General features: G+C 68.5%; 21 protein-coding genes and 2 riboswitches. Of the genes, 6 read left to right on the top strand and 15 right to left on the bottom strand.

Annotated elements, in window-relative coordinates; genetic code table 11:
- Positions 1 to 56 precede the first annotated feature (56 nt).
- Both AB4Y91_RS09570 and AB4Y91_RS09565 read left to right on the top strand, forming a co-directional pair.
- A complete protein-coding gene (locus AB4Y91_RS09570) occupies positions 57 to 761 on the top strand; it encodes a uracil-DNA glycosylase (protein WP_441418394.1) in 705 nt (234 codons plus the stop codon).
- 26 nt (positions 762 to 787) lie between these two features.
- Positions 788 to 1,627, top strand: coding sequence for a siderophore-interacting protein (locus AB4Y91_RS09565; protein WP_441418253.1), 840 nt, complete (start codon positions 788 to 790; stop codon positions 1,625 to 1,627).
- 166 nt (positions 1,628 to 1,793) lie between these two features.
- Here AB4Y91_RS09565 and AB4Y91_RS09560 read toward each other — a convergent pair whose 3' ends face one another.
- Both AB4Y91_RS09560 and AB4Y91_RS09555 read right to left on the bottom strand, forming a co-directional pair.
- A complete protein-coding gene (locus AB4Y91_RS09560) occupies positions 1,794 to 3,290 on the bottom strand; it encodes a threonine/serine ThrE exporter family protein (RefSeq protein ID WP_441418252.1) in 1,497 nt (498 codons plus the stop codon).
- Between the two features lie 31 nt (positions 3,291 to 3,321).
- The gene (locus AB4Y91_RS09555; RefSeq protein WP_441418251.1) at positions 3,322 to 4,395 is read right to left on the bottom strand and encodes a lipid II:glycine glycyltransferase FemX; all 1,074 of its coding nucleotides are present in this window, start codon (positions 4,393 to 4,395) and stop codon (positions 3,322 to 3,324) included.
- Between the two features lie 136 nt (positions 4,396 to 4,531).
- Here AB4Y91_RS09555 and AB4Y91_RS09550 point away from each other — a divergent pair, with 136 nt between their 5' ends.
- Positions 4,532 to 5,086, top strand: coding sequence for a TspO/MBR family protein (locus AB4Y91_RS09550; protein WP_441418250.1), 555 nt, complete (start codon positions 4,532 to 4,534; stop codon positions 5,084 to 5,086).
- A gap of 24 nt (positions 5,087 to 5,110) precedes the next feature.
- On the opposite strand, the gene AB4Y91_RS09545 is transcribed toward AB4Y91_RS09550, so the two are convergent.
- The 5 genes from AB4Y91_RS09545 to gcvP form a co-directional block, all read right to left on the bottom strand.
- Positions 5,111 to 6,523, bottom strand: coding sequence for an L-serine ammonia-lyase (locus AB4Y91_RS09545; protein WP_441418249.1), 1,413 nt, complete (start codon positions 6,521 to 6,523; stop codon positions 5,111 to 5,113).
- A 306-nt stretch (positions 6,524 to 6,829) separates the two neighbouring features.
- Positions 6,830 to 8,164, bottom strand: coding sequence for a serine hydroxymethyltransferase (glyA, locus tag AB4Y91_RS09540; RefSeq protein WP_441418248.1), 1,335 nt, complete (start codon positions 8,162 to 8,164; stop codon positions 6,830 to 6,832).
- Positions 8,161 to 8,544 carry a glycine cleavage system protein GcvH gene (gcvH, locus tag AB4Y91_RS09535; RefSeq protein WP_441418247.1) on the bottom strand — a complete coding sequence of 128 codons (384 nt, stop codon included), beginning with the start codon at positions 8,542 to 8,544 and terminating at the stop codon, positions 8,161 to 8,163. The genes glyA and gcvH overlap by 4 nt, the downstream gene beginning before the upstream one ends.
- Positions 8,545 to 9,041: 497 nt before the next feature.
- Positions 9,042 to 10,175: a glycine cleavage system aminomethyltransferase GcvT gene (gene gcvT / locus AB4Y91_RS09530; protein ID WP_441418246.1), complete on the bottom strand. Its 1,134-nt coding sequence runs from the start codon at positions 10,173 to 10,175 to the stop codon at positions 9,042 to 9,044.
- A 12-nt stretch (positions 10,176 to 10,187) separates the two neighbouring features.
- Complete coding sequence (gene gcvP / locus AB4Y91_RS09525) at positions 10,188 to 13,109, bottom strand: aminomethyl-transferring glycine dehydrogenase (RefSeq protein WP_441418245.1); 2,922 nt, start codon at positions 13,107 to 13,109, stop codon at positions 10,188 to 10,190.
- Positions 13,110 to 13,148: 39 nt separating this feature from the next.
- Positions 13,149 to 13,264: riboswitch (glycine riboswitch) on the bottom strand.
- 1 nt (position 13,265) lies between these two features.
- Positions 13,266 to 13,364, bottom strand: a riboswitch (glycine riboswitch).
- Positions 13,365 to 13,566: 202 nt separating this feature from the next.
- On the opposite strand from gcvP, the gene AB4Y91_RS09520 reads away from it, so the two are divergent.
- On the top strand, positions 13,567 to 14,412 hold the full coding sequence (locus AB4Y91_RS09520; RefSeq protein WP_441418244.1) for an aldo/keto reductase: 846 nt from the start codon (positions 13,567 to 13,569) through the stop codon (positions 14,410 to 14,412).
- Positions 14,413 to 14,437: 25 nt separating this feature from the next.
- On the opposite strand, the gene AB4Y91_RS09515 is transcribed toward AB4Y91_RS09520, so the two are convergent.
- Entirely contained in the window at positions 14,438 to 14,977 is a 540-nt protein-coding gene (locus tag AB4Y91_RS09515) for a TetR/AcrR family transcriptional regulator (protein ID WP_441418243.1), read from the bottom strand.
- Positions 14,978 to 15,045: 68 nt separating this feature from the next.
- Between AB4Y91_RS09515 and AB4Y91_RS09510 the strand changes: the two genes are divergently transcribed.
- Entirely contained in the window at positions 15,046 to 16,614 is a 1,569-nt protein-coding gene (locus tag AB4Y91_RS09510) for an MFS transporter (protein ID WP_441418242.1), read from the top strand.
- Between the two features lie 124 nt (positions 16,615 to 16,738).
- On the opposite strand, the gene AB4Y91_RS09505 is transcribed toward AB4Y91_RS09510, so the two are convergent.
- Together AB4Y91_RS09505 and AB4Y91_RS09500 are read right to left on the bottom strand one after the other, a co-directional pair.
- Positions 16,739 to 17,221, bottom strand: coding sequence for a Dps family protein (locus AB4Y91_RS09505; protein WP_441418241.1), 483 nt, complete (start codon positions 17,219 to 17,221; stop codon positions 16,739 to 16,741).
- Positions 17,222 to 17,354: 133 nt separating this feature from the next.
- Positions 17,355 to 18,173 carry a sigma-70 family RNA polymerase sigma factor gene (locus tag AB4Y91_RS09500; RefSeq protein WP_441418240.1) on the bottom strand — a complete coding sequence of 273 codons (819 nt, stop codon included), beginning with the start codon at positions 18,171 to 18,173 and terminating at the stop codon, positions 17,355 to 17,357.
- A gap of 204 nt (positions 18,174 to 18,377) precedes the next feature.
- Here AB4Y91_RS09500 and flgN point away from each other — a divergent pair, with 204 nt between their 5' ends.
- Positions 18,378 to 18,914, top strand: a complete 537-nt coding sequence (gene flgN / locus AB4Y91_RS09495) for a flagellar export chaperone FlgN (RefSeq protein WP_441418239.1) — start codon at positions 18,378 to 18,380, stop codon at positions 18,912 to 18,914.
- A gap of 6 nt (positions 18,915 to 18,920) precedes the next feature.
- Here flgN and AB4Y91_RS09490 read toward each other — a convergent pair whose 3' ends face one another.
- The 5 genes from AB4Y91_RS09490 to AB4Y91_RS09470 are packed head-to-tail and all read right to left on the bottom strand — an operon-like array spanning position 18,921 to position 24,243.
- Positions 18,921 to 19,175, bottom strand: a complete 255-nt coding sequence (locus AB4Y91_RS09490) for a carbon storage regulator (RefSeq protein ID WP_441418238.1) — start codon at positions 19,173 to 19,175, stop codon at positions 18,921 to 18,923.
- 9 nt (positions 19,176 to 19,184) lie between these two features.
- Positions 19,185 to 20,327 carry a hypothetical protein gene (locus AB4Y91_RS09485; protein ID WP_441418237.1) on the bottom strand — a complete coding sequence of 381 codons (1,143 nt, stop codon included), beginning with the start codon at positions 20,325 to 20,327 and terminating at the stop codon, positions 19,185 to 19,187.
- A complete protein-coding gene (locus AB4Y91_RS09480) occupies positions 20,305 to 22,353 on the bottom strand; it encodes a flagellar biosynthesis protein FlhA (protein ID WP_441418236.1) in 2,049 nt (682 codons plus the stop codon). The genes AB4Y91_RS09485 and AB4Y91_RS09480 overlap by 23 nt, the downstream gene beginning before the upstream one ends.
- A 49-nt stretch (positions 22,354 to 22,402) precedes the next feature.
- The gene (locus AB4Y91_RS09475) at positions 22,403 to 23,485 is read right to left on the bottom strand and encodes an EscU/YscU/HrcU family type III secretion system export apparatus switch protein (RefSeq protein WP_441418235.1); all 1,083 of its coding nucleotides are present in this window, start codon (positions 23,483 to 23,485) and stop codon (positions 22,403 to 22,405) included.
- The gene (locus AB4Y91_RS09470; RefSeq protein ID WP_441418234.1) at positions 23,485 to 24,243 is read right to left on the bottom strand and encodes a flagellar biosynthetic protein FliR; all 759 of its coding nucleotides are present in this window, start codon (positions 24,241 to 24,243) and stop codon (positions 23,485 to 23,487) included. Before AB4Y91_RS09470 ends, AB4Y91_RS09475 begins: the two co-directional genes overlap by 1 nt.
- Between the last annotated feature and the right edge of the window lies 1 nt (position 24,244).

The following is a 24,244-nucleotide window of genomic DNA, read 5'->3' as shown; positions in this document are numbered from 1 at the left end:
ATCCCGACGCGCTCTTCGAACTTGACCCCGCCGCAGAGGCGGTGGACCTCGCGGCGATGGCGCACCTCCCCTTGGACGGGCTGGTGGCGCCGGACTGGGCCGCGGCGCTGGCACCGGTCGAGGGACAGCTGCGGTCGGTCCTCGCGTTCCTCGCCGCCGAGACGGCCGACGGCCATGAGGTGCTGCCGGCGCCGTCGAACATCCTCCGGGCCTTCCGGCAGCCGCTCTCCGGCGTGCGGGTTCTGATTGTGGGCCAGGACCCCTACCCCACACCGGGTCACGCCGTCGGGCTGTCCTTCGCGGTGGATGGCGGCACCCGGCCGATCCCGCGCAGTCTCGCCAATATCTACAAGGAGCTCGACGCCGACCTCGGGCTGCCGCCCCGCGTCCACGGTGATCTCAGCCGGTGGGCGGAGCAGGGGGTGCTGCTGCTCAACCGAGTCCTAAGCGTCCGGGCCGGAGCAGCCGGTTCGCACCGGAACAAGGGCTGGGAGGCCGTCACGGCGGCCGCCATCAGGGCCGTCGCGCAGCGGCGCCGAGACGACGGCAGCCCCGCGCCGCTCGTGGTGGTCCTCTGGGGCAAGGACGCGGAGGGCGTGCGGCCACTGCTGGGCTCGGCCGCCGTGATCGCCAGCGCCCACCCCAGCCCGCTCTCGGCCTCGCGCGGGTTCTTCGGCTCACGCCCCTTCAGCCGCGCCAATGACCTGCTCACCGCCCAGGGTGACGGCACCGTGGACTGGGAACTGCCGCCGCTGCCCTGACCCGGTTCTTGGCTAGGCTTAGCTCCATGACTTCCGTCCCCGCCACAACCACCGCCAACCGGAACTCCCGGCCGCAGACCAACCTCACGGTCCTGCGCCGCGAGCAGCTCTCGCCGCACATGGTCCGGATCGTCGCCGGCGGCCCGGGTTTCGCTGCCTTCGTCAACAACGGCTACGTGGACCGGTACGTCAAGATCGCGTTCCCGCAGCCGGGGGTCGACTATCCGCAGCCGCTGGATCTCTGGGCCATCCGGGAGTCCCACCCGCGGGAAGAGTGGCCGCACACCCGGACCTACACCGTCCGTTGGGTCGACGAGGCGGCGGGCGAGCTGGCGATCGACTTCGTCATCCACGGCGATGAGGGCCTGGCCGGGCCGTGGGCCGCCTCCGCACAGGCCGGGGACAGCCTTGTCTTCACCGGGCCGGGCGGGGGCTACAACCCTGACCCGGCGGCGGACTGGTACCTCTTCGCGGGCGACGAGTCCGCCCTGCCGGCGATCAGCGCCGCGATCGAGTCACTCCCCCGGGATGCCCGCGGTCTGGCCTTCCTGGAGGTGGACAGCGACGCCGACGTCCTGGCGATCGACGCCCCGGCCGGGGTGGAACTGCGCTGGCTGCTGCGCCGCGGGACTCCGGCCGGAAGCGGGACCCTGCTGGTGGACGCCGTACGCGGCGCGCAGTGGCCCGAGGGCCGAGTGCAGGTCTTCGCGCACGGGGAGCGCGGCTACATGAAGGCCCTGCGCCCGGTGTTCTTTGCCGACCGTGGCCTCGAACGTGGCCAGGTCTCGCTCTCCGGGTATTGGGCCAGTGGCCGGGTGGAGGACGACTTCCAGGCCGAAAAGAAGCTGCCGATCGGCAAGATTTAGCCAGCCATCCACGGCTGACGCGGTCTGGCGCCGCGGAGTTTCCCCACTTTTGCCGCCACGACGCCGGGACAGCCCGGCGCGGCGGGCTGACACGCCGTCGGAGCCCGGCGAAGGTGGGGAAACGCGGCGCTTCAGCTCGTAGGCAGACGAGCCATCTCCGCCGTCGTTAGCGGCGGCGGGCGCGGCGCCGCTCGTTGCTGGCCAGGCTCCGGGTCAACGGCCGGGCGAGGGTGTCGCCGAGCACAATGCCGGCCGCGACGCCGAGCACGATTGCCCCGGCGTTGAGCATCCCGCCGGCTCCCATCAGGATCTCGGACTCTTCAATCGTCAATACATACATGGAACGGAATATAGTCAGGCCCGGCAGCAGGATGAGCGCCGCGGGCACCGCCACGACCAGCTGCGGGGCCCCCATCCGGAGTGCGACCACGCGGGCCAGGAGGCCGATGACCACGGCGGCGAGGGCCGGGGCGAACCGGGGACCGATGCCGATGGCTGTTCCCCCGATCAGCACCAGATGACCCACGACGCCGACGGCCGCCGTCGGCAGCAACAGCTTCAGCGAGGTCTGCTCGGTGACGCCGATCGCGACGACCGCGATGGCCACCAGCGGCACAAGCACCCACAAAGGATACTTCGGCGGGAATGTTTCGGTGACGTCAATGGACTGCATCCCGGTCATCGCCCCCACCACAAAGCCGACGGCGATCCCGGAGACCAGCGCGCCGAAGGTCAGCATGGTGGACAGGAACCGGCCGGCCGCGGTCACCGGGAAGCCGTTGATGGCGTCCTGCACCGAGGAGACGAGCCGACCGGTGGGCAGCAGCAGGAGGATTCCGCCGACCACCACGATGGCGGGGGCGATCTGGATTCCCAGCGGGCTGCCGAAGCGCCAGAGCAGCAGGGCGATCAGGGTGACAACGAAGGAACAGGACGCCGTGATGAAGAAGTCCGGGGTGCGCCAGCGGCCCAGTTGCCGCGCCAGCAGGCTGATCAGCAGGTTGGACAGGAAGGCGATGCCGGACGCGGCCACCCCGCCGCCCAGCACGCCGACGAACACCGCGGAGAAGACGCCGAAGGCCACGGTGACCATCCAGCGCGGGAATGGCTTCGAGCTGTGCGTGATCTCTTCGAGCCGGCGCACCGCTTCCTCGCGGCCCACTCCGCCGGCCACAATGTCCGTGACCAACTGGTGGACCTGGGCGAGGCCGGCGTAGTTGTTGGTCCAGGACCGCACCACGCGCAGCAGCGTAATGGGTGTCTGGTCCTTCGGGGCATAGTTGATGGCCACCGACTGGTTGGTGATGTCCACCTCGATGTTCTTCAGCCCCAGCGCGGCGGTAATGGCGATGATGCTGGTTTCCACTTCGAGGGCACCGGCGCCGTAGCGGAACATCGATTCGGCCAGCTTGAGGGCAAAGTCGATGGTCTTGCGGGCGGAGGTGTCCACGCCTCCGACCTGGATCATCGGGTTGGCGTACGGGCTGCCGGCCAGCCGGTCGACGATGCTCAGCGGTGCCGTGGGCGGGTTCTCACCTTGGACCAGCCTGCGGAGCATGCGTTTGGCGGCGGCGTTCTGGCGCACCTGCAGGGGCGACATCGGCTCGGTCCGGGGCAGGCCGTCCGTCTGCGGCCCGCGGCGGCCGTCGGGTGGTTTGGTCATTCCGGCCTCCTCATTTCACCTTGCGGGCGGTCTAGTAGAACTGCTGGCCCGTGCGCCGCGTGTACAGCTGGCGGGCGACGCGCTCCCCGGCGGCCATCCAGGCCTTGTACTTCAGCGGGCTCAAGACCTGGTCGTAGCAGCCGACGAAGTCCGTGACGGTCTTGCTGAAGCTGGTCTTGAACAGGCCGAGGCCGTGGAAGGGATTGGAGGTGTCCTTCAGCTTGTCGCTGGGCGGCGTGCCGCAGAAGTCGTATTCGGTGCAGCCGAGTTCCTTGAGCTGGTTGATGGCCGTCCACTGGACCAGGTGCGAGTCGCCGTACTGGCTGCGCTTCTGCAGGGAACCGCCGTCCTTGTAGGTGCCCTTCCGTCCGTAGTTGATCACGAACGCCCCCACCGAGGGCACGCCGTTTTCATAGACGAAGAGCAGCCGGCCCTGGCCGCGGTCCACGAAGTTGGTCCAGAACTGGCGGTAATACTCGTACTCGCGGACCCGGACCTGGGACTTGGCCTCCACGGTGTTCGTCATCAGCGCGTACATCGCCCGGAAGTTCTCTTCGGTCGGCTCCACGTTGTGGACCTCGACCTCCTCGCGGATGGCCCGCCGGACGGCGTTGCGGCCGCGGGAGTGCAGGTTGCGCAGCAGCTGGTTTTCCTGCGGCGAGATGTCCAGCAGCGCGGTGGAGTCGTTGGGCTGGAGGTTGTGGGTCTTGACCAGGCCCGCGCCTTCGATGACGCGCCGCGCGTCCTCCGACAGGACGATGTCGGGCTCGATCTTGATGGCGAATACCCCCAGCCGGGCGCGCTTGACGAAGTCGGCGTTGGCGGCCGCGATGCCGGGGATGTCCTCCACCGACGCCACATCCGGGCCCTTGATGAGGTACCAGAGCTTGCCGAGGAGGGGGAAGGACTTCTCCAGGACCAGGTTGTAGCTGGTGTAGTCGGCCGTCTCATAGACCAGGTGGAGGGGCTTCCAGCCGAAGTGCTGCTTGACCTCGGCGAAGGCCTCGGATTGAAGCAAATTCCCGCCGTTGGGGTTCGCGGTGACGTGGGCGTCCCAGTTGGCAACCTCTTCGGCGGAGGCAAAGCGGGCAGTGAATTCTCGCAAGGGTGCGGTATCCAATCTTTGCGGAACGAGCTTCGGCGGCATGGCTGGCATGCAGCATCAAGTCTATCGGGAGGCCGGCGGCTCTCAGGGCGCGGCGGCCCTGTGCCGGCCGTCGCACCGGGTTTACGCTGAAGGTATGGATGCGCAGCCGGAACCGTCAGCCGTCCGCCGGCAGTTCCGTCCGGGCGGGGCCGGGACGCGCCGGCCCGGCGTCGAGGCGGTGGCCCTGCTGGTACTGCTCGGCGCTTCGGCCCTCGTGGCGGCACTCGGCGGACTGGCCAGCGCCAGCAACGTCGACGGATGGTACGCGGCCGCGGACAAGGCCCCGTGGTCTCCGCCGAACTGGCTCTTCGGGCCCGTCTGGACGATTCTGTACATCGCGATGGCCGTAGCGGCATGGCTGGTCTGGCGCAGCCGGGCGGAAGGCGCCAGGCCCGCCCTCACCGCTTACGCCGTCCAGCTGGTGCTGAACCTGCTGTGGACCCCGGTGTTCTTTGGCTTGTACCCCGCCATGGGTTCCCCCGCGCTTTGGATCGGCTTCGTCATCATCGTGGCGCTGGCGGTCGCGGTGGCCGCCACCGTGCTGCGCTTCGGCCCGATCAGCCGCACCGCCGGGCTGCTGCTGCTCCCCTACCTGTCCTGGATCGTGTTCGCCGCGTCACTGAATCTGTGGGCGGCACTGAACAACTGAGGACAATCAGGAACGACTGGGAAATCAGCACTCCACCACGTTGACGGCGAGGCCGCCCATGGCGGTTTCCTTGTACTTGGAGCTCATGTCCTTGCCGGTCTCGCGCATGGTCACGATGACCTCGTCGAGCGACACGCGGTGTGAGCCGTCGCCCCAGAGGGCCATCTTGGCGGCGTTGATCGCCTTGGCTGCGGCGATGGCGTTGCGCTCGATGCACGGGATCTGCACCAGCCCGCCGATCGGGTCGCAGGTCAGGCCGAGGTTGTGCTCCATCGCGATCTCGGCGGCGTTCTCCACCTGCTGGGGCGTTCCGCCCATCACCTCGGCCAGGCCGGCGGCCGCCATTGACGACGCCGAACCCACCTCGCCCTGGCAGCCCACCTCGGCGCCGGAGATCGAGGCCTGTTCCTTGTAGAGCACCCCGATGGCACCGGCGGTCAGCAGGAACTTAACCACGACGTCGTCGCGGTCGGCCTGGGTGGCTTTATCCATGCCGGGGGCGAAGTGCAGCGCGTAGTAAAGCACGGCCGGAATGATACCCGCGGCGCCGTTGGTGGGCGCGGTGACAACGCGGCCGCCCGAGGCGTTCTCCTCGTTCACCGCGAGCGCGATCAGGTTCACCCACTCCTGCCAGTACTTGGGGTCCCGGTAGTCCGGGTCCTGGCCGTGGTTTTCCTTCATCAGCCGTTCGTGCCAGTCGGGGGCCCGACGGCGGACCTTGAGCCCGCCGGGAAGCAGGCCCTCGCGCTTAAGGCTGACCTCGACGCAGCCTTCCATCACGGAGTAGATGTGCAGGAGGCCTTCGCGGATCTCCTCTTCGGTACGGGAGGCGCGCTCATTTACGAACATGATTTCGCCGATCGAGAGCCCCTTGGACTGGCAGCGGCCCAGCAGTTCAGCGGCCGTGCGGAACGGCAGCGGGAGTTCCTTCTTGGACTCGTCGAGTTCCTTCAGCGCCGCGTCCTCCTCACCCTCGCGGACGATGAAGCCGCCGCCGACGGAGAAGAAGGTGGCGCTGTGCACGACGGCGCCGTCGGCGTCGGACACCGTGAACGTCATGCCGTTGGTGTGCCGGGGCAGGATGGTGAGCGGGCGCAGCACCATGTCCTTCACGCCGTAGGGCAACGCGACGGATCCGGCCAGGTGCAGGGTGCCCGTCTGGGCAATGGCGGCCAGCCGGTCCTCGACTTCCTCGGGGAGGATCTTCTCCGGGTGGAAGCCCTCGAGTCCGAGCAGGATGGCGGTCATGGTGCCGTGGCCATGGCCGGTGGCGGCGAGGGAGCCGTACAGGTCAACCCGGAGCGACGCCACGCGGTCCAGATCCCCCGAGGCCTTGAGCTCCTCGGCAAACACCGCAGCAGCCCGCATCGGCCCCACGGTATGCGAACTCGAAGGCCCGATCCCAATCGAAAAAAGATCAAAGACGCCAACAGCCATTACTGAATCCTAACTAGGCACTGCGGTCGGGCGGGGAGGGGGACGGACATCCTCTGCATGCTGCTCCTTCGTCGCTTTGACGCATGCTGCCGGATGCTCGGCCCCCTCCCCGGGGGCCGTCACCGTGAGCGGCACTATGTGGTTGAGACGTCAATGCGGGGGCGAGGTGCCCACGAGGGGCCGGCGGAGCCGGGCTTTTCGAAAGCGTGCGTCTAAGCGAGGGACGAGCGAGCACGCGTGCAAAGTCCGGTCCGCCGGGCCCGGAGCCAACCCGAAAGAGATCGGCCCCGGAGCCAGCCGCAGCGGTCAACCTAGATTAGCAACCGAGGGGTAGAGCGGGTGGGCGGCGGCGAGGGCATCGACGCGGGAGCGCAGACCGGACAGGTCCGCGCCGGCGTCGGCGGTCAGCGCCTCGGCGATGATGTCCGCAACTTCGGTAAAGGCGGCCTCGCCGAAGCCGCGGGTGGCCAGCGCCGGGGTGCCGATCCGCAGCCCCGAGGTAACCATCGGCGGGCGCGGGTCGAACGGAACGGCGTTGCGGTTGACGGTGATGTCGATTTCCGCGAGGCGGTCCTCGGCCTCCTGCCCGTTGAGCTCGCAGTTGCGCAGGTCCACCAGGACCAGGTGCACGTCGGTGCCGCCGGAGATCACGTTGATCCCCTTGGCGGTGACGTCCGGCTGGACCAGGCGCTCGGCGAGGATCCGGGCGCCGGCCAGCACACGTTCCTGGCGTTCCTTGAACTCGGGCGAGGCGGCGATCTTGAACGCCACGGCCTTGCCGGCGATGACGTGCTCCAGCGGGCCGCCCTGCTGGCCCGGGAACACTGCCGAGTTGATCTTCTTGGCGATGTCGGCGTCGTTGGAGAGGATGATGCCGCCACGCGGACCGGCCAGGGTCTTGTGCGTCGTGGAGGTGGTCACGTGCGCGTGCGGCACCGGAGACGGGTGCAGCCCGGCCGCGACGAGCCCGGCGAAGTGGGCCATGTCCACCATCAGGTAGGCCCCCACGGAGTCGGCGATCCGGCGGAATTCCGCGAAGTCGAGCTGGCGGGCGTAGGCGGACCAGCCGGCGACGATCAGGGCCGGCTTGTGCTCCTGGGCCAGGCGCTCCACCTCGGCCATGTCGATCCGGTGGTCATCCTCCCGGACCTGGTACGGGATGACGTTGTACAGCCGGCCGGAGAAGTTGATCTTCATGCCGTGGGTCAGGTGTCCGCCGTGCGCCAGGTTCAGGCCCATGATGGTGTCGCCCGGACGGATCAGGGCGTGCATGACCGAGGCGTTGGCCTGCGCGCCGGAGTGCGGCTGGACGTTGGCGTACTCGGCGCCGAACAGGGCCTTGACCCGGTCGATCGCGAGCTGCTCGACGACGTCGACGTGTTCGCAGCCGCCGTAGTAGCGCTTGCCCGGGTAGCCCTCGGCGTACTTGTTGGTCAGCACCGAGCCCTGCGCCTGCATGACGGCCTTGGCGGTGTGGTTTTCCGAGGCGATCATTTCCAGGCCGTCGCGCTGGCGGCTGAGCTCGGCGTCGATCTTCGCGGCGATCTCCGGATCCAGCGCGGACAGTTCAGCGTCCAGGCTCGGCGAAACGACCTGCTCGAATACCGCGGTGTTTGTACCTGCGACCGCGGCGGCGCTCACAGTTCGCCGCCGTTCTTGGACGCGTAATCCTGCGCGGAGAGCAGCGGGCCGTCCGATTCGGCGGCGACCTTGAAGAGCCAGCCGGCGCCGTACGGGTCGCTGTTGATCAGGGCCGGGTCGTCGACGACGGCGGGGTTGATTTCGGTGACCTCGCCCGTGACGGGGGCGTACAGGTCCGAGACGGACTTGGTCGACTCGACCTCGCCGCAGGTCTCCCCCGCGGTCACCGCGGAGCCGACCTCGGGCAGGTCAACGTAGACGATGTCGCCCAGGGCGTCCGTGGCGACCGCGGAGATGCCGATGGAGACAAGGTTCCCGGCCTCCCGCGCAACCCACTCGTGCTCGTCGGAGTACTGCAGTTCAGGGGCAACTTTTGCCATGTGTTTTTCCTAAGTCTTGAAGTGGTCGTTGGTGCTAAATCAATTGTGGCCGGGTTGCGGAGTGACCGTGGCCGGGTTACGCGGCGCGGCCCGCCATCCTCCGCGTGCTCGCTCGTCCCTCGCTTAGACGCACGCTTCCGGATGACGTCCCCCACCGCTAAATGCCAGTTCAGTTCCGGAGGCCAATAGTTTTGGGCCAAACCGCCGTTCTCCGGAAAGAAACAGAGGCCGTCGATATCTTTTAGAGCCGACCCTCGGTAGGCGGTACGGGCCCCATCACCTTTGGCTTTCGAAGGCGATGGCTCCCGTTGGTTTTGGTGTTGTGGGTTGTTCTAAAAGGTGAGCTGTCCACGAGGGGGCGGCTGGCCGCGGTTTTCGAAAGCGTGCGTCTAAGCGAGGAACGAGCGAGCACGCGTGAAAACTGGGGCTAGTCGGTCCCGGAGCCGGGGACGGCCGGTCCCGGAGCCAGCCACAGCTCCGGGACGCGAATAGCCGGGCTACTTTTGGCGCTTGTAGAACGGCAGTGCGACAACTTCGAACGGCTCGGTTTTGCCGCGCAGGTCGATGTCCAGGGCGGTGCCGGGTTCGGTGAACTCGACGTCGACGTAGGCCATGGCGACCGGGTAGCCCAGAGTGGGGCTGGGCTGGCCGGAGGTAACTTCGCCGACCGTGTTGCCGTCCTTCAGGACCGGGTAGTGGCCGCGGCCGGCCCGGCGTCCGAGGCCCTTGAGCCCGACGAGTTTGCGCCCGGCGGTGGAGCCTGCGCCGGCCTCCTTCTTGGCGGCCAGGGCAGCCTTGCCGACGAAGTCGCCGTCCTTGGACAGCGCGACGACGGGGCCGAGCCCGGCGGCGAACGGGTCGCCCTCGAGGGAGAGTTCGTTGCCGTACAGCGGCATGCCGGCCTCGAGCCGGAGCGAGTCGCGGGAGGCCAGGCCGGCGGGCGTCAGCTCGCCGTCCTCGGCGATGGCGATGAGCGCCTGCCAGAGGGCGGCGGCGTCGTCGTTGGAGACGAAGATTTCGAAGCCGTCCTCACCGGTGTAACCGGTGCGTGCCAGCAGCAGGTCCTGGCTGGCGCCGCTGACCATGAACGGGACGTCGACGGCGGCGTAGTACTTCAGGCCGGTGACGAGCTCGTGCTGGGCGGCGGGGACCAGGCGGAGCAGGATCGCTTCCGCTTTGGGGCCCTGGACCGCGATCAGCGAGGTCTCGGCGGAGGCGTCCCGGACCGTGACGTCGAACTTTCCAGCCCGCTCGGCCAGGGCCGCGGAGACGACTTTGGCGTTGCCGGCGTTGGGGACGACAAGGAATTTCTCGTCACCGCGGCGGTAGGTGATGAGGTCGTCGATGATGCCGCCGTCCTCGTTGCAGATCAGCGAGTACTTGGCCTTGCCGACCGCCATGGCGGAGATCTTGCCCACGAGGGCGTAGTCCAGGAAGGCGGCGGCGTCGGGGCCGGTGACCCAGACCTCGCCCATGTGGGAGAGGTCGAACAGGCCGGCGGACTTGCGGACGGCGTGGTGTTCGGCGAGTTCGGAGCTGTACTTCAGCGGCATCTGCCAGCCGCCGAAGTCCGTGAAGGAGGCGCCGAGTTTTTTGTGCTCTTCGTAAAGTGCCGTGTAGTTCTCAGTCATCGTTGGCTGTCCCTAGTTGTTAGAGGCGGAGTTGGCGGAGTCGTCGGAGTGGGCTGCTGTGTCTTCCTCGAAGGCTTCGAGGGGAGGGCATGAGCAGATCAGGTTGCGGTCGCCCGCGGCCCCATCGATCCGGCCGACCGGCGGGAAGTACTTGTCCTGCTTTAGCGTGTGCACCGGGAAGACGGCCTGTTCGCGCGGGTAGCTTCGCTCCCAGTTGGTGCTGATGACGGCGGCCGCGGTGTGCGGGGCGTTGCGCAGCGGGCTGTGCTCCACGGTGAAGTCTCCGTGGGCCACCTGGTCAATCTCGGCGCGGATGGCGATCATGGCCGTGATGAACCGGTCGATCTCGCCGAGGTCCTCGGACTCGGTGGGCTCCACCATCAAGGTCCCCGCCACCGGGAACGCCAGGGTGGGCGCGTGGAAACCGTAGTCGATGAGGCGCTTGGCGACGTCCTCGGCGGTCACACCGGTCTTGGCCGTGAGTTCGCGCAGGTCCAGGATGCATTCGTGGGCCACCAGGCCGCCCTCGCCGGTGTAGAGCACCGGGAAGTAATCGTTGAGGCGGGCCGCAATGTAGTTGGCCGCGAGCAGGGCCGACTTGGTGGCCTCGGTCAGGCCCTGTCCGCCCATCAGCTTCACGTAGGCCCAGGAAATCGGCAGCACGCCGGCCGAGCCGTAGCGGGAGGCGGAGATCGGCGTGCCCTCGGCGCCGTTGGCCGGATCAGCCGCGTTGCCGGGCATGAACGGGGCCAGGTGGGCCTTCGCCGCGACAGGTCCGACGCCGGGTCCGCCGCCGCCGTGCGGGATGCAGAAGGTCTTGTGCAGGTTCAGGTGCGAGACGTCTCCGCCGAACTGGCCCGGCTGGGCCAGTCCGACGAGTGCGTTGAGGTTGGCGCCGTCAATGTAGACCTGGCCGCCGGCGGCGTGGATGGCATCGCAGACCTCGCGGACGTCGGCGTCGTACACCCCGTGCGTGGACGGGTAGGTGATCATGATCGCCGAGAGGGCGTCCTTGTGCAGCTCGATCTTGGCCTGCAGGTCAGCGTGGTCGATCGTGCCGTCGGAGGCGGTGGCCACGACGACGACCTTCATGCCGGCCAGCACTGCGGAGGCGGCGTTCGTGCCGTGCGCGGAGGCCGGAATGAGGCAGATGTTGCGCTGGTCGTCGCCGCGGGAGAGGTGGTAGCCGCGAATGGCGAGCAGTCCGGCGAGCTCACCCTGGGAGCCGGCGTTCGGCTGGATGGAGACCTGGTCGTAGCCGGTGATCTCGGTCAGCTGGGCTTCGAGGTCCTCGATCAGTTCGCGCCAGCCGGCGGTCTGGGATTCGGGCGCGAAGGGGTGGATGGAGGCGAACTCCGGCCAGGAGATGGCTTCCATTTCGGCCGTAGCGTTCAGCTTCATGGTGCAGGAACCCAGCGGGATCATGGTGCGGTCCAGGGCCAGGTCCCGGTCCGAGAGGCGGCGGATGTAGCGCAGCAGCTGGGTTTCGGAGCGGTGCGTGTTGAAGACCGGGTGCTGGAGGTAGTCGGAGGTGCGCTCGACGGCGGAGTCCAGGGCAAACGCAGTGTCCGTGCCTGCGGCACTATCCGCGACGCTGGCGCCGAAAGCGGCGACGACGTCGGCGACGATCGCCGCCGTCGTGGCCTCATCGGCGGAGATGCCGACCGTGTCGGCGTCGACGGCGCGCAGGTTGATGCCCTTGGCGTCGGCGGCGGCGATGAATTCCGCGGCCTTGCCCGGCACGGAGACGGTCACGGTGTCGAAGAACGAGGTGTGCAGCACGTCCAGTCCCGCAGCTTTCAGCGAGGCGGCAATGGTCCGGGCGTGGCCGTGGGTGGTCTCGGCAATGGCCTTCAGCCCGTCCGGGCCGTGGTAAACGGCGTAGAAGGAGGCCACGATGGCCAGCAGCGCCTGGGCGGTGCAGATGTTGGAGGTGGCCTTCTCACGGCGGATGTGCTGTTCGCGGGTCTGCAGCGCCAGCCGGTAGGCGGGGACGCCGGCGTTGTCCTTGGAGACGCCCACGAGGCGGCCGGGCATGGAGCGCTCCAGGCCCTTCTGGACGGCCATGTACGCGGCGTGCGGGCCGCCGAAGAACAGCGGCACGCCGAAGCGCTGGGCGGAGCCGACCGCGATGTCCGCGCCCTGTTCGCCCGGGGAGGTGATCAGGGTCAGGGACAGCAGGTCCGCGGCCACGGTGACGAGCGCGCCGCGTTCCTTGGCGTCCGCGATGACGTCCGAGTGGTCGAACACGCGTCCGGAGGCACCGGGCTGCTGCAGCACGACGCCGTTGATGACGCCCTCGGGCAGGCCCTTGGACAGGTCCGCGACCTCGACCTCGAAGCCGAGGGCCTCGGCGCGGCCCTTGACGATGGCGATGGTCTGCGGGAGGCAGTCGGCGTCGAGGACGGTCTTGCCGTCGTGGGCCGTCTTGTTCTTGTTGGCCCGTCGCATCATCAGCACGGCCTCGGCGACGGCCGTGGCTTCGTCCAGCAGCGAGGCGTTGGCGATCGGGAGCCCGACGAGGTCCTGGACCATGGTCTGGAAGTTCAACAGCGCCTCGAGCCGGCCCTGGGAGATTTCGGGCTGGTACGGCGTGTACGCGGTGTACCAGGCCGGTGCCTCGAGGATGTTGCGGCGGATCACGGCCGGGGTGACGGTGTCGTAATAGCCCTGGCCAATCATCTGCACTGCGGTCTTGTTCTTCGATGCCAGCTTGCGCAGTTCGGCGAGCACTTCCACTTCGCTCAGCGCCGCGGCGAGCGCCAGGTCGGAGTCCTGCCGGATGTCCTTCGGGACGGCGGTATCCACCAAGGCGTCGACGGTGTCGTAGCCGACAGCCTTCAGCATGGCGTCGACGTCGGCCTGGCGCCGGGCGCCGATATGCCGGTCAACGAAGGACGTGGAGGCTGAGGTAACAGTCACAAGGAACTCCATAACTAAGGCGGCGCAGGGTACGCCACATTGATTCGGGTTCCTCCCCGCTCTGTATTGGACCTGAGAGTTTCCGCGCAGCCGCTTTCGCGAGGCTCCGCTTGCACCGTCGGTGAGCACAGCGCGCCGCGTGACGCACTTGCTGCTTTCCAGAGTTGCCTTGCCGCGGCGGTACATGGGCCTGAGAGATTCCTGGGGAGGGTTTGCTCCTACGGCGCCTGCTTGTACCTACTTGCAGAACTCTCCCGCCGCAGATCAAAGGCATATTCAATTGCTCGTGACCGCAGTCACAACTCCCATTGTCCTATGCCGGAGGCACGTCCGCAAACTCCGGTACCCGGGCCGCTTCAGCGTTACGGTAGAGCGGTGGCCACGAGGCGGTGGCGCATGCGGCCACTGGGCAAATTACTACTCAAGGAGACAATTCATGCTGGAGCGAAGGCCATTCGGGAACACTGGTTTGGAAGTCTCCATCGTGGGGCTCGGCGCCGGCCAGATCGGTGAAAGTGAGGTCACCGAGGCCGAAGCCGCCGAGGTGCTCAACGGGGCATTGGATCTCGGCGTCACGCTGATCGATACCGCCGCCAGTTACGGGCTGAGCGAAGAGCGCATCGGCCGGCACCTCGGCGGACGCCGGGACGAGTTCGTATTGTCCACAAAGGGTGGGCCCAAGATCAACGGCCAACGGGACTGGTCGCCGGGCAGCGTGCTGGAGAGTATCGAACAGTCCCTGCGCTTGACCCGGTCGGAACGGCTCGACGTCTTCTATCTGCACTCATGCCCGCTTGAAATCCTGCGGCGTGGCGATCTGCAGGACACCCTGGACCAGGCAGTCGCCGCCGGCAAGATCGGTGTCGCCGGCTACAGCGGAGACAACGCGCCGCTCGCATTCGCTGTGGACTCCGGCCGGTTCGGTGCCATCGAAACCAGCGTCAACATAGCCGACCAGTGGAATCTCCGAAACGTTCTCCGTCCCCGGCTCGGCCCGGGAGTCATCGCCAAGCGCCCGATCGCGAACGCGCCGTGGCGCTTCGCTGAACGACCCACCGGGAACTACGCGGAGCTCTATTGGGAACGGCTGCGGGCCCTGGAGCTCGACCCAGGAGACCTGGACTGGGCCGAGTTCGCCCTGCGCTTCACGGTGTACGCGCCCGGCGTGGACACCGCAATTGCCGGCACGGCCAAGCTGGCCAACCTGCGCGCCAATATCACCGCCGCCGGACGGGGCCCTCTTCCGGCTTCTGCACTGGAAGGCATCGACCGCGCCTGGCACGCTGTGGGCTCCGGCTGGCCGGCCTCGACCTGACGGCCCGGCAAGCCTAAAGCCGCCCTTAGCTGCGCAGGCGTTCGACGGCGGCCAGCAGGCTCTCGACGTCGCCGGCCACCTCGGCCGGCGCCTCGCCGGGTCCCCGCGCCAGCATGGCGTTGAAGTACAGCCCGTCCCCCATGTACAGCACGGGCTTGGCCATGGCGGGGCCCACATCAGCGGCAAGGAGCGCCAGCCAGCTCGCCTGGACTCCTGCCATCCGCCGCAGGGTCTCGGCGTGGGCCACCTCGGCCAACCGGGTGGCGGCCACGAAGACCCGGTCCAGCGGGGTATCGGCCCATACGGAGGATCTGATGAAGTACGCCGCCGCTCCTTCCGGTGCCGCGGCCATGGCCGCCAGGTCCGCGGCGAGGAGCCGGTCCAGGCGCTCCAGCAGCACCGAGATCATGGCCTCCTTGTTTGGGAAGTGGTACAGCAGTCCGCCTTTGGAGACGCCGGCCCGCCGGGCGACCGCGTCCAGTGTCGCGGCGCGCTCCCCCTCCGCAATGAGGAGGGATTCGAAGGCGTCGAGGACGGCTTCGCGGGCTACGGGTTTTCTGGCCATGGCTCCCATCATGCCTGCCGTGACGCGAATTTCTTAACTGTACCGTCTGGACGGTACAGTTAACCGTCATGAGCACCGCATCCCTGTCCGCAGCCACCCGCACCGAACAGGCCCCGCGCGCGCCTTGGCGCGACTGGCTGGCCTTGTCGCTGCTGATGTTCCCGGTCCTGCTCGTAGCCGTGGACAACACCGCGCTGACCTTTGCCCTGCCGGCGATCGCCCGCAGCCTGGACGCCACCGGGGTGCAGCTGCTGTGGATCGTCGATGCGTATCCGCTGGTGCTGGCCGGCCTGCTCGTGGCGATGGGCAGCCTCGGTGACAGGATCGGCCGGCGCCGGCTGCTGTTCATCGGCAGCACCGGTTTCGCCCTGGTTTCCGCGGTGACGGCTTTCGCGCCCAGCGCGGAATGGCTGATCGCGGGACGGGCCGGCCTGGGCTTCTTCGGGGCCATGCTGATGCCGTCCACGCTGTCCCTGATCCGCAATATCTTCCCGGAGCCCAACCGGCGGCGGCTCGCGGTGGCGATCTGGGCCGCGGGCTTCTCCGGCGGCGCCGCGCTGGGCCCGATCTTCGGCGGCTGGCTGGTGGAGCACCTCTGGTGGGGCGCGGTCCTGCTGGTCGCCGTGCCGATCATCCTGCCCCTGCTGGTCCTGGGACCCGCGCTGATTCCGGAATCGCGGGACCCCAACCCGGGCAGGGTGGACGCGCCCAGCATCGTCTTGTCCCTGCTGGCCATGGGTCCGGCGGTCTACGGCATCAAGATCCTTGCGACCGACGGCGTGGCGCTGGAGCCGCTCGCGGCCCTCGGGATCGGGCTGCTGATGGGGTACGCCTTCGTCCGGCGGCAGCGCCGGCTGGCGGCCTCGGCATCCTCTGCTCCGCTGCTGGACCTCAGCCTCTTTGCCAACCCGGTCTTCAGCACCGCGATCACCGCCAACGTCCTGGCCCTGTTTTCGTACAACGGTTTCATCTTGTTCCTCGCCCAGCATTTGCAGCTGCTCGAGGGGCAGTCGCCGTCGGAATCCGGCATGGCGATGATCCCGGCACTCGTCGCCACCGTCGTCGCCGGGCTGCTCGTGGTCCCGCTGGTCCGCAAGGTCCGTCCGGGGTTCGTGGTGGCGGGCGGCCTGCTCCTTAGCGCTGCGGGTTATGGCCTCGTGGCCTTCGGAGACCACGGCGCCGGGCCCGGCGTGCTGCTGGCCGCCCTGCTGGTGCTGTGCCTGGGGGTCGGCGCGGCCGAGACCATCTCCAACGACCTGATCCTTGGGGCGGCGCCGGCGGCGAAATCGGGCGCAGCGTCCGCCATCTCGGAAACCGGCTACGAGGTAGGCTCCCTGCTCGGCACCGCCATCCTCGGTTCCATCCTGACCGCCTCCTACCAGCGCAACCTGCAGCTGCCCGCCGGCGTCGCCGGGACGGCACCGGCGGAAACCGCGGCCCAGGCCGGCGAGACCCTCGCCGGGGCCGCCGAACTGGCGCATACCCTCCCGGCTCCGCTGGCCGAGGCCGTGATGGCTGCCGCCCGGGCCGCATTCGACTCCGGCGTTCACATCACGGCCGCCATCGCGCTGGTGCTGATGGCCGGCGCCGCGGCCCTCGCCGCCGTCGTGCTGCGCAAGGTACCGACGGCGAACTAGGCGTCAGGTGCAGGGCACCTCTGTTCAGATGGCAGCGGCCGGCAAGGCGTTAAATGGCAAGCGTCCGACGCCGGGACGGAACCCGGCGTCGGACGCGTGGAAGTAAGCGCGTAGAAGGAAGCGGCTACTTCTTGGTGTCCGGCGTGGTGACGCTGGCGGTGGCACGCATGGTTTCGGCGTTGACCATCCAGGCGTACTGCTCGAGCTTGGCAATGAACGCGTGCAGTAGGTCGGCGGTGGTGGGGTCTTCCTCGTCCACCTCATCGTGCACCTTGCGCATCGTACCGACGGCAGCCTCAAGGGCGGCGACGATCTTGTCGATCGCGTCCTTGGTGTTGATCAGGCCGGTCGGGAATTCTGCGAGTGCGGTGGTCTTGGAAACGGTGGAGCTGCGGCCGTCCGGCAGGGCGTGGAGGGCGCGCATACGCTCGGCCAGGTCGTCGGCAAAGCCGCGGGCGGCCTCGATGATCTCGTCAAGCTGCAGGTGAAGGTCGCGGAAGTTCGTCCCCACGATGTTCCAGTGCGCCTGCTTGCCCTGCACATGGAGTTCGATCAGGTCCACGAGAACGGCCTGCAGGTTGCTCGTCAGGGTGGGCGTTGCTTTCATGCATCCTCCTTGATAGGAACGGCTTGGCGTTATGCCTCAGACGCTACCCCACCGAGCAGACGGCACGCGATGGTCGCGGCGCAATTTCACGTTCAGCTTACTAAGTAAGCTTAGTAAGCCTCCCGGGGCCGGCTCAGACGGCCTGGTTCAGCATCGGCCCCTGCGGGAAGATGGCCCGGGTGATCCCCCCGGCGGTGGCTTCGGAAAGCTGGGCGAGGTAGTCGTTCCGGCGGCGCGGCGTGATCCGGGACTGCGGCTCGAAGCCCTGGTCCGGGTCGTCCGCGTAGTGGGCGGTGAGGCCATCACGCATGAGGCGGATCGCCTCGGCGCGCTGCTGCGACACGGCGGCGTGCGTGGAGCCCAGTTCGGCTGCCAGGTCCTTGACCGTCCGGTCGCCGAAGTAGATCTCCTCGACGACGTAGCGCATCCGTTCCGGCAGCGACTTCACGGCGGCACGGAGGTACTGCAGCCGTTCGTCCGCGAGCACCGAGCTTTCCGGGGACAGGGTCTCCGCGGCGAGGGTGTCAACGACGGCGTCGTCGAGCGGTGTGAGGGTGCGCGACGCGTCCGCGAGGGCGGCTTCGACGACGCTTTGCTGGACGCCGAGCGCGGAGGCGATCTCGTCAACCGAGGGCGTGCGTCCGAGAGCCGCCGCCAAGGTTTCCTGAACGGACATGGTCTCTTTGATCCGGCGGCGTGCCGAGCGCGTGGCCCAGTCGCTGGCGCGCATCTCATCGGCGAACGCGCCAAGGATGCGGCGGCGCGCGAAGGCGCCGAAGGGCACGCCAAGGTCAGGGTCGAAGGAATCGGCCGAGGTAATCAAGGCCACGGCGCCAGCCGATGCCAGGTCATCGCGCGAGAGGTGGGACGCCTTCGAGCACAAATCTGAGACGAGATAGCCGACCAGCGGAAGGTGCTGGGTGACCATCTCGTTGCGTTCCACGCGATTCAATAGTGTGTCCCCCCATGAGACGGATCAGGAGCTTTAAATCCCTGAGAGCCGCACCCACAAACGGTCCAGCGCTCCCCCCATGGGAGGCGGTGTTCGAAGCTCGGGCGCAGCACCCAGAACGAAACCTATCACCTGATCCGGCATCTGCGTGTACCCTCAGGGAAAAGCTTGGCGGAAAATGCGGAAAGCCGTAATTTGGCCGTGATGGCAGGGGAAATGGGGCCCATGGGTGCAGGGGATCTTTCGGCGGCGCTGTGGCAGGAACGGCGGCAGTTGGAACTGCTCCTGTTCAGGTTGGAAACCCAGCGCCTGCACGTGGCCGCCGGCAACACCCACTGGCTGACCTTCACCGCTTCCGAGGTGGAAGCCGTCCTGGACCGGCTGCGCTTCGAAGCGCTGGCCCGCAATGTCGAGTCCGCGGCGGTGGCGGCCGAATGGGGCCTGCCGGCGCAGGCAACGCTGGTTGAACTGATTGCCGCCGCGCCGCAGGGGTCGTGGTCCACCGTCCTGCAGGAGCATTTGGACGGATTGCGCGGCTTGATGGGCCGGCTTGGCGAGGCCGCCCGCGCCAACGAGGAGCTGCTTCGAAGCCTGCAACGGCCCACGGGCCCGAACGATCCTGCCGGAATCCTCGAACAGCTGACGGTTGCCGGGAACATTGAGCGTGCCCTTGCCATTACGCGCCGCGCGACCCAGCCGCTCATGGCCCAGTACCTAGGCGACGACGCGAACTCGCACTGACAGCCTTTAGTCGCGGGCGGCCGCCGGGGGCAGCAGGCCGCGCAGCGCGTCCTCGGTGCCGGGACCGGATTCGGCGCCTGCTTCAGCTGCCGCCAGGTTCGCCGCAGCAATGGCCTCGATTACTTCCCGCCGCTGGATCGGAACGCCGCGGGGCGCCTCGATGCCGATCCGGACGCCGTCGCCGCGCCCTTCCAGAACAGTGATGACGATGCCGTCGCCGATCATGATCTGTTCGCCCGGCTTGCGTGTTAGTACCAGCATTCTCTCAATCTACCCTTCGCGGCCGGACGCTGCGGCCCACGGCGTCGGCCGGGTCGCCGGCCGGCCATCGATCCAGCCCACCGGCAGGCCGAGGGCGTCCACGCTTTCGGGCGTCCCGGTGTCCGCTGCGCCCACCACGGCCACCGCGGCCACCTCGAGCCGGGCCCGCAGCAGGCTCACCCAGCGGGCGGTGTCCTCGTGCTTGCGCCCGGCGTCGACCACAACCCAGAGCTGGTCCGGGGAAAGCGCCGAGATCGCCTGCAGCCGCGCCAGGGTATTGCGGGCCTTGCCGAGCCCGAAGGCGGCCAGCACCGTCTGCTCGGTCTCCACGGCGTGGGCGCGGGCCGCCGTCGCGCTCTGGCGTCCGTCCAGGTGCAGGTGGCCGTAAGCGCTCAATTCTCCGGCGGTGCGCACGTCCGCGCCGCCAGCGGCGATGGACATGGCCAGGGCGGTGTCCATCGCGTCGTCGCCGAGGCCGACCAGCACCACCAGGTCCCCGGTGCCGCTCAGCGGGACCGGCACCGGCTCGCGCGCCGGCGCGGCATTTCGCACGGACGGCGACGGCGCCACGCGGTCGGGGGCCGGTGCGGTGCGCTCCCCCGCGCCGTTCCCCGGGCGTGCCGCCCGGTCCGGGTCGGGCTGTCCCGCTCCGGCCGACGTCGGCCGCAGCCCGGATCCGAGCTGGTCCAGCAGTTCGGCGAAGTCCTGCGACTCGGTCGAGACCCCTGGGGTGCCGGTCCGGTGCAGGGTCAGTTCGGCGGCGTCGGCTTCGGCCAGCAGGGCGGCGATCGCGTCGCCCTGCAGCTGGTGAGCGGGGGCCGCGGCGATCCGCGTGCCGGGCGGCGTCTCCGTCCGCCGCGGCGCTTCCCGGACGTTATCCCGCGGGGCCTCTGCCGATGTGGCGGCGGCCCGCTCCACGATCTCACCCTCGGACAGGATGTCCGCATCCGGCACGACCTCGCCGGTGACGACGTCGTGCTTGGGCTGGACCTCGACGATGGCCTCGTAGCGGTTCGCCGCGAACAGCCCGGCGATGCCGGGACTGATCACGCGCTCGGCGGAAACGATGCGGGCCGACGGGCCGTACTGGGCCTCGGCCTTGCTGCGGATTTCCTCCAGCGAGGCTCCCTTAAGCCGATAGCGGTTCGGCATGGCGCACGACTCCTACAGTTTCGATCCGGACATTGGCGGAAGTGACTTCGCGGTACGACAGCACCGGGACGGACCCGGGCTGGGCTCCGATAAGCCGGTGGATGGCCGGACGCAGCGCCGGGGCGCAGACCAGGACGGCCTGCCGGTTGGCGGCGGCCGCGGAGTCCACCGCGTTGCGCACCGAGCGGAGCACGGCGTCGAGCCGGTCCTGTCCCATCACGATCTGGCTGCCGCCCTCGGCCGGCCGCATATCCTCCAGCATGGACTGTTCCAGGAGCGGGTCGATCATGATCACGTTGAGCACCGGGCCCTCCATGAACTTGGCGGTCAGCGCCGGACCGAGTGCCTGGCGGGCCGCCTCCACCAGCGACTCCGGGTCGGTGGAAACCTTGGCCCGGAGGGTAAGCGCCTCGTAGATGCGGGCCAGGTCGTTGATGGGGACCTGCTCGTCGAGCAGGCCTTGGAGCACCCGCTGCAGCTCGGCGAGCGAGAGCAGCGCGGGAGTCAGTTCGTCCACGGCGGAGGGGCTCTGCTTGCGGACGCCCTCGGTCAGCACCCGGACATCCTCGCGGGAGAGCAGCCGGGCAGCATTGCCCGTGACGATGGAGGACAGGTGCGTGACCAGCACCGAGACGCGGTCGATCACGGTGGCCCCGGTCATCTCGGCGTTGTGCCGCATCTCGGCCGGAATCCACTTCCCGGCGAGCCCGAAGACCGGCTCAATCATGGCGACGCCCGGGAGCGAGTCCAGTGAGTCGCCGAGGGCCAGCATCTGGCCGCCCGGGGCGGTGCCGCGGCCGGCCTCCACCCCGGCGATCCGAATGGCGTAGGTGGCCGGCGGGAGATCCACACTGTCCCGGGTGCGGACCGGCGGGATGACCAGGCCCAGTTCCATCGCGATCTTGTGCCGCAGCGATCGGACCCGGGCCAGCAGGTCGTCGGAGGCGCCGGAGACCATGTCGACAAGGTCGGGGGCCAGCAGGATCTCCACGGGGTGGACGCGCATGTCCTCCAGCAGCTTCTCGTTGGGGTCCAGCTGCGGGGAGTTCAGCGCGGCGGCCTCGGCGTCGCGGGCCTTTTCCGCCTGCTGCTGGCCGGCGGCGGTGCGGCGCGAAGCCAGGATCAGGCCGGCGCCGACCAGGACGAACGGAATGGGCGGCATGCCGGGGATGAGGGCCATGGCGAGGGCGGCCACGCCCGCGATCATCAGGGCGTTGGGCGACTGCAGGAGCTGCGTGGAGGCCGTCCGGCCCATGTCCGCCTCCGCGTTGGACCGCGTCACGATCATGCCGGTGGAGACAGCCATCAGCAGCGCCGGGATCTGGGTGACAAGTCCGTCACCCATGGTCAGCAGGCCGTAGGTGTTGAGGGCGTCGCCGATTTCCATGCCGCGCTGCAGCATGCCGATGGCGATGCCGCCAATGAAGTTGATGATGATGATGATGATGCCGGCGATGGCGTCACCCTTGACGAACTTCGAAGCGCCGTCCATCGCGCCGTAGAAGTCGGCCTCTGCCGAGACCTCGGCGCGCCGCTCCCGGGCCTGGGTGTCGGTAATCAGGCCGGCGTTGAGGTCGGCGTCGATCGCCATCTGCTTGCCCGGCATGGCGTCCAGGGTGAACCGCGCCCCCACTTCGGCGACGCGCTCAGCGCCCTTCGTGACCACGACGAACTGGATAACCACCAGGATCAGGAACACGACGGCGCCGATGATCATGGAGCCGCCCACGGTCACCTTGCCGAAGGCCTCAATGACCTGGCCGGCGTAACCGTTCCCCAGGACCAGCCGGGTGGAGGCAACGTTGAGGCCCAGCCGGAACAGCGTGGCCACGAGCAGCAGCGAGGGGAACACGGAGAAGTCCAGCGGCTTCTTCACGAACATGCTGGTCAGCAGCACCAGCAGCGCCAGCAGGATGTTGCACACGATGAGGAAGTCCAGCAGCGGGGCGGGCACGGGAACCACCAGCAGCAGCACGATGCCCACGATGCCGATCGGCACCGCCAGCCGGGCGAGCCTGTTGTTCATGATGCGGTCCTTTCACAGACGCTGGTTCCAAAAATGTTCGCGAAGATGCTCATAGCGCGGCTCCGGCCATCCGGTGCAGCCCGGCTCCGGCGCCGCGGGCCTTGAGCGACATGACGAAGGCCAGCACCCCGGCCACGGCGTGGTAGAAATCCACCGGGATCTCCTGCCCCAGCTCGCAGGCGCCGTGCAGCGCCCGGGCGAGCGGGATGTCCTGGACCATGGGCACGTTCTTCGCCTCGGCCTCCTGCCTGATCCGCGACGCGACGTGGCCGGCACCCTTGGCCACCACCCGCGGGGCCGACTTTCCGGGCTCGTACTTCAGCGCGACGGCGACGTGCGTGGGGTTGACGAGGACGACGTCGGCGTCCCCGATTGCCGCGATCATGCGGTTCCGGCTCATGGACAGCTGCCGGGCCCGGCGCTGGGAGCGGATCAGCGGATCGCCTTCGCTGCTCTTGTTCTCGTCCTGGACTTCCTTCTTGGACATCCGGGTCTTCTTCCGGTTCCGGCGCATCACCACGAAGAAGTCCACGGCCGCCAGCGCGATGCCGGCGAAGACGGCGAACTGGACCAGGGAGGAGATGCCGCTCCCGGCCGCCGCCACGACGCCGGACACCGGAAGGCCGCCGGCGGTGAGCAGCACCGGGATGAGCCCCTGAACGACGGAGTAGAGCACGAGGCCGACAACGCTGGCCTTCAGCAGCGCCTTGACCCCGCCCCACAGCGCCTGGGTGCCGAAGATGCGCTTCAGCCCGCTGAGCAGTTTGAAGTTCTCGAAGTCCAGGCGGAACTTCTTCAGGTGGATGCCGCCCTGCAGCGCCGAACCCACCAGGACGACAAGGAGCACGACGATTAGCAACGGTCCGAGGATTCCGGCGAGCGCGCCGAGGCCGTCCTCGAGGGCCTTCACGGCCCTTGCCGGGTCGGGCTGCGCCATGACGCCCCGGACGCTGAAGAGCTGGTCCGTGGCCGCGTTGGCCCCGCGCTGCACGGTCGCGGGGATCATGACGGCGGCGGCGCCGACCGCCAGCCAGGCGGTGAGGTCCTGGGAGCGCGAGAGCTGGCCCTTGGAGCGGACCTCCCGCATGCGTTTGTCGGTGGCTTGTTCGGTTTTTTCCTGTGAATCCGCCATCAGCCCACCCCCAGCACAGTCTTGGCGGCCTGCCCGGCGAGGGTGGAGACGATCCTGGGCAGGGCGAGGAAGAGGAATCCTGCCAACGAGAGGGTCAGCATGATCTTGAGCGGGAAGCCCAGCGAGAAGGCATTCAGTGCCGGGGCCACCCGGGTCAGCAGGCCGAGCCCGACGTCGGCGAGGAACAGCACCACCAGCAGCGGGCCGGCGATCTGGACGGCGGCGAGGAACATGCCGGTGACGGCGGAGGTCATGGCCTGGACCGGCTGGGCCAGGTCAAGGCCGCCGGCCAGCGGCAGGGCGGTGAAGCTTCCGGTCAGGCCGCCGATGACGAGCTGGTAGCCGTCCGAGGAGAACAGCAGGGCGAGCGCCGCCATCTGCAGCAGCCGGGTGAACTGGGCGCCGTTGACCATCATCTGCGGGTCGAAGGCCTGGGCCATCTGGAAGCCGCTGAAGAGGTCGATCAGGCTGCCGGCGGACTGGACGGCCGCGAAGACCAGCATCACCAGGAAGCCCAGGACTAGGCCGGTGACGAGTTCCAGGACCACTCCGGTGAGGAAGCCTGCCGTGTCGCGGGCGACGTAGCCGGCGGAGAGCCGCTGCGAGACGGCCAGGCCCAGGCCGACGCCCAGCATGGCTTTGATCCGCCCGGGGAAGGCCTGGTGCGCGAAAGGCGGTGCCACGATCAGGAATGCCGTCATCCGGACGGTGGCCAGCAGGAGGACTTCCAGCCACGTCTGATCGATCGGGATGCCCACC

Source organism: Arthrobacter sp. YAF16, from assembly GCF_052113385.1.
Taxonomy (GTDB): domain Bacteria; phylum Actinomycetota; class Actinomycetes; order Actinomycetales; family Micrococcaceae; genus Arthrobacter.
Note: the sequence above shows the minus strand (reverse complement) of the source record. Positions and strands in the feature narration are given on the sequence as shown.